Annotated in this window: 4 protein-coding genes; 2 read left to right on the top strand and 2 right to left on the bottom strand. The window is 60.1% G+C overall.

All coding sequences use genetic code 11. From position 1 onward, the window contains the following. Positions 1–3 precede the first annotated feature (3 nt). Positions 4–978, top strand: coding sequence for a threonine ammonia-lyase (locus EGT36_RS05390; RefSeq protein ID WP_004444004.1), 975 nt, complete (start codon positions 4–6; stop codon positions 976–978). An 11-nt stretch (positions 979–989) separates the two neighbouring features. On the opposite strand, the gene EGT36_RS05385 is transcribed toward EGT36_RS05390, so the two are convergent. Further along, positions 990–2,093 (bottom strand): NAD(P)/FAD-dependent oxidoreductase, encoded by a 1,104-nt coding sequence (locus tag EGT36_RS05385; protein ID WP_037090312.1) that lies wholly within the window; start codon positions 2,091–2,093, stop codon positions 990–992. Between the two features lie 447 nt (positions 2,094–2,540). After that, positions 2,541–3,719 (bottom strand): M20 aminoacylase family protein, encoded by a 1,179-nt coding sequence (locus EGT36_RS05375; protein WP_052114191.1) that lies wholly within the window; start codon positions 3,717–3,719, stop codon positions 2,541–2,543. Between the two features lie 564 nt (positions 3,720–4,283). Here EGT36_RS05375 and EGT36_RS05370 point away from each other — a divergent pair. Continuing rightward, entirely contained in the window at positions 4,284–12,779 is an 8,496-nt protein-coding gene (locus tag EGT36_RS05370; protein WP_125270117.1) for a glycoside hydrolase family 94 protein, read from the top strand. Positions 12,780–12,900: the final 121 nt, after the last annotated feature.

Here is a 12,900-nt window from a genome sequence, read left to right as displayed (position 1 = left end):
GACATGACCGATATTTCGATGATAGAAGCCGCGCGGGAGCGCATCGGCACTCAAGCGGTTCGCACGCCGCTTCTCTCATCACCTTTTCTGGACGAGATTGCCGGGCGAAAGCTCTTCGTAAAAGCTGAATGCCTGCAAAGAACGGGTTCCTTCAAGTTTCGTGGCGGCTGGTCGGCCGTCTCAGGCCTGCCTGCGGAGGTCCGCGCCAAAGGCGTCATCGCCTTTTCCTCCGGTAACCATGCGCAGGGCGTGGCGCTTGCCGCCAGCCTCCACGGCGTTCCCGCCGTCATCATCATGCCGATGGATGCACCGAAGATCAAAATCGACAATACCCGTGCTTATGGCGCGGAGGTGGTGCTTTATGACCGCGCGAATGAGGATCGCGATGCCATTGGGGACCGCATTTCGCGCGAGCGCGGGTTGACGCTGATCAGGCCTTATGACGAACCGCTGGTCATTGCCGGGCAGGGGACGGTGGGGCTGGAGATTGCTGAACAGGGCGCGGAACTGGGTATCGATTCAGCCGAGATCCTGGTGCCGTGCGGCGGCGGTGGCCTTACATCCGGCATATCCCTTGCGCTTGCAGCGAAAGCACCGAACTATAAGGTCAGGACTTCGGAACCGGAGCGGTTCGATGATGTGGCACGCTCTCTTGCCTCGGGCAAGATCGAGCGGAACGCCACGACCTCGGGTTCGATCTGCGATGCGATCGTTACGCCGCAGCCCGGTAACATCACCTTCCCGATCATGGTTGGGCTTTGCGGGAAAGGCATCGCCGTGACCGAAGAGGAAGCGCTGCGGGCAATGGTTCTCGCCTTCAACCGGCTGAAGATCGTCGTTGAGCCCGGTGGGGCGGTGGCCCTGGCGGCGGCCCTCTTCCATGGCGATGAACTGGAGAGTGAAACGGTGATCGCAGTCGCTTCCGGCGGCAATGTCGATCCGGAGGTCATGACGGGTGCGCTGTCCCGTTTCGGCTGAGCGGGTTGGGATCAAGCCCCAAGCCGCGCCGCGACCTCGTTGGCGATGGCCAGCGAGGCAGTAAGGCCGGGGCTTTCGATGCCGAAGAGATTGACGAGACCGTTGACGCCATGCGTTTCCGGCCCGTCAATGCGGAAATCCATAGCGGGTTCGTCCGGACCTGAAATCTTCGGCCGGATTCCAGAATAGGCCGGGATCAGCGCATGGTCGGGAAGGCGCGGCCAATAATGCCGTATCGCATCATCAAAACCTTCCATGCGTTGGGGATCGACGGCGTAATCGATGGCGTCCACCCACTCCAGATCCGGGCCGAAACGAGCCTGGCCAGCAAGATCGAGGGTGAGATGTACGCCAAGGCCATGAGTATGAGGTGCCGGATAGATGAGCCTTGAAAAGGGTGACTTGCCGGCCAGCGAAAAATAGCTGCCCTTGGCGAAACGCGCCTGCGGGATACCATCCTCCGGCAATCCCTCTATCTTTCTTGCCACCATCGGCGCAACAAGTCCGGCGGAATTGATGAGCAGCCGGCACGTCAGGCTGGTGGGCTCCGCGCCGCCGACATGGATCCGAAAACCATCGCCCGCCACTTCCGCCCTTTCGAAGGGGGCGTTGACGGCCATGGCTGCGCCGTGATCCTGTGCGTCTCCGAACAGCGCCAGCATGTATCCGTGACTGTCGATGATACCGGTCGAAGGTGAGGTAAGGGCTGCAACGCAGGTGAGCGCGGGTTCGAGTAAAACCGCCTGTCGTTCATCAATCAGCTCAAGATCGTTACATCCGTTGGCCTTGCCCTTCTCCTGGAGAGTGGCGAGCATGGCCGTCTCTTCATGGCTCGTGGCGACGATAAGTTTGCCGCAGCGGCGATGAGCAACGCCGTGGCTCTGGCAGAAAGCATAAAGACGCTCCTTGCCCTCCACGCAAAGTCGGGCCTTGAGGCTTCCAGGCGGGTAATAAAGGCCTGCGTGGATGACTTCGCTGTTGCGGGAGGAAGTGACCGAGCCAAATTCCTTTTCGCTTTCCAGGATGACGACGGAGTGGCCGCGCATAGCGAGTTCTCGCGCTGTCGCCAGGCCGATCACACCGGCTCCAATGATGATGGCGTCGATATCTGTCATGGTATTTTCCGTGTCCGCATTGCCTTCAGACGGAAAGCGCCCCGTCGCGCTGATGCCGCGCAATGGGTAGATTGATGCTTGCCGCCCGGCAAGTTGCAATCCGTATTTTTCCCGATGCACCTATCTTATGGAATATTATCTCTACTGAAACAGTGGGGAATAAAGCTATTCTACGAGTGAAATAAGCAATGCCCGCTTTGAAGGGCTGAGCAGGAAGGGAGTGTACAATGTCTTATTCCAAGGCAGGAAAAGTAAAAGACTTTGTTTCGCAGCCCCAGTCGCCGCGCAACTGGAAAGATTCGGTTCATGCGGCTCTCGTCGGCGTTTGCATGGCCTTTGTCGCTGCCGTCATATTCGGTCTCGTTCCCTGATCCTCCCGATCTTCTCATCAGGTAATTTGAGAACAAAAGGCCGGTCGCTCCTCCGACCGGCCTTTTTCATTCCCATTCACGACTTCAGGTAATCTTCCGCAAGATCGACCCAGAAAGCGGTTCCGATTGGCAGGATTTCGTCGTTGAAATCAAATTTTGGATGGTGCAACGGCGGGTCGTTGTCGGTTCGTGCGGTGCCGAGGAAGAAATAACAGCCCGGTCGTTTCTCGAGCATGTAGGCAAAGTCTTCCGCGCCCATCGACGGGCGCTGCATTTCCGCGACCTTTTCAGGCCCGGCAAAACGGCGGGCGAGATCGGCGACATAATCCGTTTCTGCCCTGTGGTTGACGGTTGCATTATAACCGCGCTCGTAATCGATGGTGACGCTCATGCCGTAGCTGGCCGCCTGGCCTTCGGCTATCGCCCGAATGCGCTTTTCCAGCTCATCGCGCACGCTCGGATCGAAGGAACGGATGGTCAGTAGCATTTCCGCCGTTTCGGGAATGACGTTGCTGGCAGCACCGGCATGGAAGGCGCCAACGGTGACGACCGCCGACAGCTGCGGATGGATGTTGCGTGAAACCACAGTCTGCAGCGCCATGATGATGCTTGCCCCGGCAACGATAGGATCAGCGGCATCCTGCGGTTCGGCACCGTGGCCGCCATAACCGTTGACGGTGATCTTGCACTCGTCGACCGCGGCAAGGATCGGCCCGTCGCGCAGCACGAAGTGCCCGAAGGGCAGGCCAGGGTCGTTGTGGAGTGCAAAAACCGCATCGCAGGGAAAGCGGTCGAACAGGCCGTCCTCGATCATGATGCGGGCGCCGCCGAAATTTTCCTCCGCCGGCTGGAAGATCAGATGTAGTGTTCCGTTAAAATTCCTGCGTTCGGCGATGATCTTCGCTGCGCCGAGAAGCATGGCAGTATGGCCATCATGGCCGCAGGCATGCATCACGCCCTGATTGGCGCTCGCATACTCCGCCCCCGTTTCTTCGTGGATCGGCAGTGCGTCGATATCGGCTCGAATGCCAAGCGTGCGCGTGCTGTCACCATTGCGCAGCGTGGCGACAACACCAGTGCCGGCGAGCCCGCGCGTTACCTCGTACCCCATCGCCAGCAATTGTTCGGCAATGAAATCCGAGGTCTTGAACTCGGAGAGGCCTATTTCAGGGTGACGGTGCAGGTGGCGGCGGATTGCCACCACATCCGGCATATGATTGGCGAAAGACGTCATGGTGGCGGTCTGTCTGGTCATTTTCGAAGTCCCGGGTTTCGCCGTTTTTTACGGTGCTTTTTCAAAATGACATAGCAGCATATGCATGGGCATGTAAGGGGCGCCGCAGGCACTCAGACGGCCTGAAATTCAGCGCTTGCATCGGGTCGCGACAGGTGGCATGGAACTATTGATGTCCTGGGGCATTAGCGTCTTTCGGATGTAGCGCGAACCGTTCCGGTTTCGTGTTGCCCTTCAGGTTATCAACGGGGGACCATCGGGCGTTGCGCGCACAAATTTCGCCGTCGGGGAGGGTGCGAAATCCGGTCGGAACGGCGTTGCCGGGCCGCAGGATGAGATCTTTCTGTCACCGGAAGCTTCCTGCACGCGCTGATCTCAAGCCCCGCAAACAGATTGCAGACATTGTGCAGCAGTATGCGGCGCCTTCCTGCCGGACGGTCCTCTCATCCGGGCGTCCGGTCCGGTTCACCGAAGGTTCAGGATAAGTCATAAATATAGCGTGGCCGATTTTCGTGTGTGTTCCCGCCACGGACGAAATGCCGGTCAAGTCGAACAAGTCTCCATAAAGTTCAGAATACGAGCCCGATGTCATTTCATATCACCCCGACCGCCGCCGCCCGTGATTCCGAGACGAAGCAGATCGATCACAATGATTCGATCCGCGCGTCCTATATGACGGTCGAGGAACTGCATGATGCGGGCGCCGCGCTTTCCCGCGATGGCGCCGACAGCCTTCCCGGCTTCATGGAGTTCGATTTCTTCGAGCGTCATCGCGAGAATGAAAAGGAAATCCTCAGGGTCTATCGCACAACGGCGGTCGACGCGGAAAATGGCGCGACGATAACGCCGGCGGCGGAATGGCTTCTCGACAACCACTACGTCATCGAAGAGGCGATCCAGGAAGTCCGCCGTGATTTTCCACGCAAGTTCTATCGCCAGCTGCCGACGATGACGGTGGGCGGCGTGACGATCCCGCGGGTCATGGCGCTCGGCTGGCTTTATGTCGCCCACACCCACAGCACGGTATCGCGCGAAAACATGACGGCGCTGGTGGATGGCTACCAGACCTCGAAGACGCTGCAGATCGGTGAATTGTGGGCGCTGCCATCGATCATCCGTTTTGTCCTCATCGAAAATCTTCGCCGCATCTCCATCCGTGTGGAGCGTTCGCGCCGCATGCGCCAGAAGGCGAATGAGGTGGTCGACGAGATCATCCGTCTGAACGATGCGGAAGCGTCGGCAGCACTTCTCAAGCAGGTCGATTCGCTGGTCGATGACCCGACTTTCGCGACGCAGTTCCTTTATCGCCTCCGAAACGGCTCGCAGACATCGGGTTTTGCCGTCGCATGGCTTGAAGAGCGTCTGCATGCCGCCGGCACCGACGCCGAAAACGTCATGATGTCGGAGCATAATCGCCTTGCCTCCGGCAACGTGACGATGGGCAACATCGTCAAGAGCCTGCGCGAGATCGATGATACCGAATGGTCGGTGTGGTTCGAGGAAGTCAGCCATATCGACAAGGTTCTGCGCGAAGAAACCGATTACGAAACGCTCGATTTCGGCTCGCGGAACACCTACCGCAATACCATCGAACTTCTGGCGCGTCGTTCTCCCAAGACCGAAGTTGAGGTCGCCCGTGCCGCTGTCGAAATGGCGCGTACCGATATGCCCGTAGGGGCGGACGAGACGCATCCCGTCAATGTCGGCTCCGTGCTGGTGGGTCAGCGTCGTTTCGAGCTTGAAAAGGCGCTGGGATACCGGCCCCTGGTATCGCAGCGTATCGTCCGGGCGATGCGGAAGTTCAACTGGCTGGCAATTGCAGCGCCGGTGCTTCTCATCACCGCGGTCGCCATGCTGGCGGTCGGGTGGTTCCTCGCCGAAGCGGGCATGCCCTGGTATGTTGTCACCGCTTTCCTGCTGATGTTCGCTCTGCCCGCCTCGGAGGGCGCGACCGGCCTCTTCAACACCCTTGTCACCTTCTTCGTGAAACCGTTCCGGTTGGTCGGATACGAGTTCAAGAATGGAATTCCCGAGGACGCGCGCACATTGGTCGCCGTGCCCTGCATGCTGACCAGTCGCGACAGCGTTGACGAGATGATGCGCAATATCGAGGTGCATTATCTCGCCAATCCGCATGGTGAGATCTATTTCTCGCTGGTGAGCGACTGGCGCGACGCGCAATACGAGCAGTCCGAGGATGATCTTGAGATACTCGAATATGCCAAGCGCGAGCTGGCAACACTGAACAGCCGCTACGCCTTTGACGGCAAGACACGATTTTACCTTCTGCATCGTCGTCGCATCTACAATCCGGCCGAAGGTTGCTGGATGGGCTGGGAGCGCAAGCGCGGCAAGCTGCATGAGCTGAACATGCTGCTGCGCGGCGACAAGGACACGACGTTCCTCGGCGGCGCGAATATAATTCCGGAAGGTGTGAAATATGTCATGACGCTGGACGCCGATACGCGCCTGATGCGCGATGCGGTGACGAAGCTGGTCGGCAAGATGCACCATCCGATCAACCGCCCCAGGATCGATCCTGAATCCGGTCGGGTGGTCGAAGGTTACGGTCTGCTGCAGCCGCGCGTCACACCTTCCCTGACCACGGGCAAGGATGCTTCGGTTTTCCAGCGTGTCTTTTCCATCAACCGCGGTATCGATCCCTACGTCTTCACGGTTTCCGACGTTTACCAGGACCTGACCTCCGAAGGCACCTTCACCGGTAAGGGTCTTTACGACGTGGATGCTTTCGAGGCGGCGCTGAAGGGCCGTATCGAAGAAAACTCCGTCCTCAGCCACGATCTGCTTGAAGGTTCGTTTGCGCGTTGCGCGCTGGTGACCGATGTGGAACTCGTGGAGGACTTCCCGACGCGCTATGAGGTGGAAGTTTCGCGTCAGCATCGCTGGGCGCGTGGCGACTGGCAGCTGCTTCCCTATATTCTCGACCGCGCCCGCGGCGTCACCGCTATCGGACGGTGGAAGATGGTCGACAATCTGCGTCGCTCACTGACGCCGATCGCCTGGTTCTTCGCCTCGATCCTCGGCTGGTATTTCATGGATCCGCTCGGGGCGCTGATCTGGCAGATCCTGCTGATCTTCTCGCTCTTCGTTGCACCGACGCTTTCGCTGCTTTCCGGCCTTGTGCCGCGTTCGACAGACATCGTGCCGCAGGCGCATTTCCACACCATCTGGTCTGAAATCCGCGCCACCAATGCGCAAGTCGCGCTGAGAATCGTCTTCATCGCCGATGCCGCCTGCATGATGACAGATGCGATTGCGCGTTCGCTCTACCGCCTGCTCGTCAGCCACAAGTTGATGCTGGAATGGCGCACCGCCGCCAGTATCCAGTCCAGTGCGCAGGGCAGCATCATCGATTATTATCGTCAGATGTGGCACGCCCCCGTTGTGGCGATGCTCGGCCTTCTGTTCGCGGCGCTGCCGGGCGACAATGCCTTCCTGATCGGCATTCCCTTTACGCTGCTGTGGGTGCTGTCACCCGCCGTTGCCTGGTATGTCAGCCAGTCAGCCGAGACCGAAGACCGGCTGTTCGTTTCCGAGCACGTCTCGTTCGAACTACGCAAGATCGCGCGCCGTACCTGGCGTTATTACGAGACCTTCGTGACACCGCAGGAAAACCACCTGCCGCCGGACAATTTCCAGGAGACGCCGGAACCGATCGTTGCCTCGCGCACGTCTCCCACCAATATCGGCGTTTATCTGCTCTCCGTCATCTCCGCCCGTCAGTTTGGCTGGATCAGCTTTGCCGACACGCTGGAGCGCATCGAGAACACGATCCAGACCGTTGAGAAGATGGAAAAATATCGTGGCCATCTCTACAACTGGTATCACACCGATACCTTGCAGACGCTTGGACCGCGTTATGTTTCGGCCGTGGACAGCGGCAACCTCGCCGGCCATTTGATTGCGGTTTCTTCCGCTTGCCGCGATTGGGCGGAAGCGCCGTCGGCACATCTTCAGGGCAACCTCGACGGTATCGGCGATGTCGCCGGCATTCTGCGGGAAACGCTGAAGGCCTTGCCCGACGACCGCAAGAACCTGCGGCCGCTGCATCGCCGTCTCGAAGAGCGTATCATCGGCTTCTCGAACGCGCTGGCATCCGTCAAGCGCGAGCACGAATTCGCCTCCATTCGCGTCATCAACCTGGCGGTGCTTGCGCGTGACATTCAGAAGCTTGCCACCAATGTCGACCACGAGGTGAAGTCCACACAGAGCACCGAAGTGACGCGTTGGGCGCAGCTGTTGGTCGAGTGCTGCGAAGCCCATATTTCCGACAGCGCCATCGACCTGACCAATGTCGAGCCCTTGCGCCAGCGTCTCGCTTCGCTACGCGACCGCAGCCGCAATCTCGCTTTCTCGATGGATTTCACGTTCCTTTACCGCAAGGATCGCCGCCTTCTTTCCATTGGCTATCGCGTCGAAAGCAAGGAGCTGGATGAGGCCTGCTATGACCTTCTGGCGTCGGAATGCCGTCTGACCAGCCTCTTCGCCATCGCGAAGGGCGATCTGCCGACTGAGCACTGGTACCGCCTTGGCCGTCAGGTCGTGCCGATCGGTGCGCAGGGCGCGCTGGTGTCCTGGTCGGGCTCCATGTTCGAATATCTGATGCCGCCGCTTGTGATGCAGGAGCGTCAGGGGGGTATCCTCAACCAGACCAACAACCTGATCGTCAAGGAACAGATGAATCACGGCCGCCGTCTGGGCACGCCATGGGGCATTTCCGAAGCGGCGTTTAATGCCCGCGATCACAACATGAACTACCAGTACACCAACTTCGGTGTGCCGACGCTGGGCCTCAAGCGTGGCCTTGGCCAGAATGCGGTAATCGCGCCCTATGCATCGATCCTCGCCAGCCAATACGATCCGGATGGTGCACTTGAAAACCTCGACAAGCTGCGCAAGCTTGGCGCACTTGGCCAATACGGTTTCCACGATGCGGTGGATTTCACGCCAACGCGTGTGCCCGATGGCAAGGTCTGCGCGGTGGTCTACAACTATTATGCCCACCACCATGGCATGTCGATTGCGGCCGTCGCCAACGTCGCCTTTGACGGCGTGCTGCGCGAACTCTTCCATTCCGATCCGGTGATCGAGGCGGCTGAACTGCTGCTGCAGGAAAAGGCGCCGCGCGAAGTGCCGGTCATGAGCGCCAAATACGAACCGGAGACCCCCGGCAAGGAACAGGCCGACCTGCTGCGGGCGGAAGTGCGCTCCATTACCGATCCGGCGGCGCGCGACCGTGAGGTGGTGTTCCTGTCGAATGGTCACTACTCGACCATGCTTACCTCGACGGGTGCAGGTTATTCGAAATGGAACGGGCAGGCGATTTCCCGCTGGAAGGCCGATCCGACCGAAGACCGCTGGGGCACCTTCATCTTCCTGCGCGACACCACCAACGGGCAATGGTGGAGTGCGACTGCGGAGCCGCGTGTCTTCGAGGGTGAAAAGACCAAGACGGTCTTCACCGACGACAAGGCCGAGTTCCACAAGACCACCGGCGACCTGCAGAGCGTTGTCGAATGCATCGTCGCCACCGAGCACGATGCAGAAGGCCGACGCGTCACCCTGCTCAATGTCGGTTCCGAGGATCGCTATATCGAAGTGACTTCCTATATGGAGCCGGTCATTGCGTCTGAGGATGACGACAACGCCCATCCGCTCTTCTCGCGCATGTTCGTGCAGACGGAGATCGGCCGGCGTGGCGACGTCATCCGCGCCTGGCGCAACCGTCGCAGCCCGAACGAGCCGGGCACCGTCATTGCGCATCTGGCCGCCGATAATGCCGGCCCGTCGCGCCCGACGGAATTCGAGACGGATCGCGCCAAATTCATCGGTCGTGGCCGTTCGCTGCGCGAAGCGGCGGCTTTCGATGCCGGTGCGACGCTTTCCAGCACTGACGGCTTCACGCTCGACCCCATCCTGTCGCTGCGACGCACGGTGCGCGTGCCGGCAGGCAAGAAGGTGAGCGTGATCTTCTGGACGATTGCCGCGCCGAGCCGCGAGGAAGTCGACAAGGCGATCGACCGTTATCGTCATCCGGACGCCTTCGCGCATGAACTCGTCCATGCCTGGACGCGCACACAGGTGCAGATGCGCCATGTGGGCGTCACCTCACAGCAGGCGGCCGCCTTCCAGCATCTTGGCCGATATCTGACCTATCCCGACATGCATCTGCGTGCGGATTCGGAAACGCTGAAAACAGGACTCGCTTCGCAGCGCGCCTTGTGGCCGCTTGCGATTTCCGGCGATTTCCCGATTTTCAGCCTGCGCATCAACGACGATATGGACATGGACATCGCCCGTGAGGCGCTGAGTGCCCATGAATATCTGCGTTCGCGCGGCGTGATCTTCGATCTCGTTATCGTCAACGAACGGGCCGCATCCTACGCGCAAGACATGCAGCATGCGCTGGATCATATTTCCGAAGCACAACGCCGCATCAATCCCGCCGATGGCGGTCGCCCGCACGTCTTCTCCGTGCGCCGTGACCTGATGGATGAAGAGACGTGGAGCGCGCTTCTGGCCGCTTCCCGCGTTGTACTCCATGTGCGCAATGGCAAGATCGTGGACCAGATCAACCGCGCGGTATCGCTGTTTGCGGCCCATCGTGGTCCCGATGGCACAAGCGACGCCGCACAGGCCCGTCTGCCGGTCCCGGCTTTCCCGGTTGCGGAGCCGGTCGAAGACGCGGGTGATCTCGATTTCTGGAACGGTTTCGGCGGCTTCGCCAGGAACGGACAGGAATATGTGGTGCGTCTCCATGGTGGGCAGTCCACCCCGCATCCGTGGATCAACGTCATCTCGAACGAGAATTTCGGCTTCCATATTTCGGCCGAAGGCGCAGGTTTCAGCTGGAGCCGCAATTCGCGCGATTATCAACTGACGCCGTGGAGCAATGACCCTGTCATCAACCGGCCGGGCGAGGCCTTCTATGTCGCCGATGTGGACACAGGAAAGCTCTATACGCCGTGTGCCGCGTTGTCGCGTGATCCCGAAGCCATGTTCGAAACCCGTCACGGCCTGGGCTACTCCATCCTGACCGGCGTTGCCGACACACTTGAAGTCGAGGTGACACAGACCGTCGATCGTGAAAAGCCGGTCAAGTTCTCGCAGGTCATCGTTCGCAACAAAGGCTCCAAAAGCCGCCGGCTGAAGGTTTATGCCTATGTCGAATGGGTGCTGGGCAATAACGGACAGAAATCAGCGCCGTTCATTCTGAGCAGACATGATGCGGGCAACAACGCGATCTTCGCCTCGAACCCCTACAGCATCGACTACAGCGCACGCACGGCGTTCCTGACGCTTGATACGGAGGCGAGCGGTTTCACCACCAGTCGTCGGGAATTCATTGGCCGCTTTGGTTCGGCACAGGCCCCGCAGGCGATCGTGTCGGGTAACGCACTCAGCGGCAGCACCGAGGTTGACGGCGATCCCTGTGCGGCGCTGATGCAGGAAATCCACCTTAAGCCCGGCGAAGAACGGCACATGACCTTCATTCTGGGCGATGCCGATAATGCGGAAGAGGCCGAGGCGCTGGTGAAGGATGTCCGCCGTGTGGATTTCCAGTCCGTGCTGGAGGAAAGCAAGGCGTTCTGGACCGGTTTTACCGGCCAGTTACAGGTGTCCACGCCGGATGCCGGCTTCAACCACATGGTCAACAATTGGCTGCCCTACCAGGCGCTGGCGTGCCGCTTTCTGGCGCGCACGGCCTTCTATCAGTCGAGCGGCGCCTTCGGCTTCCGTGACCAGCTTCAGGATACCCTGGCGTTCCTGCTCTACCAGCCGGATCTCGCTCGCAAGCAGATCCTGCGCGCAGCCGGCCGGCAGTTCCCGGAAGGCGACGTTCAGCACTGGTGGCTGCCGCTGACAGGCGCCGGTGTCCGCACCACTATCTCGGACGACGTGGTATGGCTTGCTTATGCGATCAACCAGTATGTTTCGGCGACCGGCGATATCGCCATTCTGGATGAGAGCATTCCCTTCCTGAAGGGGCCGGCGCTGATGCCCGGCCAGCACGACGCTTTCTTCCAGCCGGAAACCAGCGACAAATCCGCGACGCTCTACGAACACGCGGCGCTGGCGCTCGATCTTGCCATTCATCGCACCGGGGAGAACGGCCTGCCGCTGATCCTCGGCGGTGACTGGAACGACGGCATGAACCGCGTCGGCGTTGGCGGCAAGGGTACCAGTGTCTGGCTCGGCTGGTTCCTTTCCGGCGCCTTGCGCGATTTCATTGAAATTGCGGAAAAGCGCGGTGATACGGATCGGGTCGGCAGATGGGCCTCGCACCGCGAAAAACTGCGCAATGCGCTCGAAACCGCGGGGTGGGATGGCAGCTATTATCGTCGCGGCTATTTCGACGACGGCACGCCGCTGGGTTCCGCCGGAAGCGAGGAATGCCGGATCGATTCGCTCGGCCAAAGCTGGAGCGTTCTCTCCGGCGAAGGCGAAGAGGCCCGGTCGCGGCAGGCAATGGATGCGGTCATGGAGCATCTGGTGGATGAAAAGACCGGCATCATCCGGCTATTCACGCCGCCATTCTCGCGTGCGCCGCACGATCCGGGCTACATCAAGGGATATCCGCCAGGTGTGCGCGAAAATGGCGGACAATATACCCACGCGGCGACCTGGGTGGTTCTCGCTCTTGCCAAGCAGGGCAGGGCGCAGGAGGCCTGGAACTGCTTCAAGCTGCTCAACCCGGTCAACCACGCGCTCGATGCGGCAGCGTCGGAAACCTATCGGGTCGAACCTTATGTGGTGACCGCGGATGTATACGGTGAAGGCGCTTATGCGGGCCGTGGCGGCTGGAGCTGGTACACCGGCTCGGCCGGCTGGCTCTACCGTGCCGCTGTCGAGGGTATTCTCGGCATCACCCGCACTGACGGCAGGCTGCATATTTCACCGTCGCTGCCGGAAGACTGGAGCGGTTTCTCGGTGAAGATCACGCTCGACGGCAAGGCTAGAGACATTGCCGTCAGCCGCAAGCCTGGCACGGCGGAGATTTCGGTGTCTGTCGATGGCAAGGACTTGTCGGCCGGCGAGAGGGTGATCCCCTTCGACTGAGACGGGCGGGCCTTCGGTTTGCTTTTTAAGTCGGGCTCCTGCGGTGACGCAGGGGCCCGAATTTTGTTGTGAGATTCCCCCGCCTTCGATGTTGTTTGGCGTCTGGGGCATGGCGCCTGTA

The sequence above is a fragment of the Agrobacterium sp. FDAARGOS_525 genome (assembly GCF_003938925.1).
Lineage (GTDB): Bacteria > Pseudomonadota > Alphaproteobacteria > Rhizobiales > Rhizobiaceae > Agrobacterium > Agrobacterium pusense.
The sequence above is the reverse complement of the archived record's forward strand: the minus strand, read 5'-3'. Positions and strand labels throughout refer to the sequence as shown.

What these genes read in the sequence shown, in the direction of transcription:
- EGT36_RS05390 (WP_004444004.1), top strand. Translation starts at nt 4, where the DNA reads ATGACCGATATTTCGATGATAGAAGCCGCGCGGGAGCGCATCGGCACT.
- EGT36_RS05385 (WP_037090312.1), bottom strand. Translation starts at nt 2,093, where the DNA reads ATGACAGATATCGACGCCATCATCATTGGAGCCGGTGTGATCGGCCTG.
- EGT36_RS05375 (WP_052114191.1), bottom strand. Translation starts at nt 3,719, where the DNA reads ATGACCAGACAGACCGCCACCATGACGTCTTTCGCCAATCATATGCCG.
- EGT36_RS05370 (WP_125270117.1), top strand. Translation starts at nt 4,284, where the DNA reads ATGTCATTTCATATCACCCCGACCGCCGCCGCCCGTGATTCCGAGACG.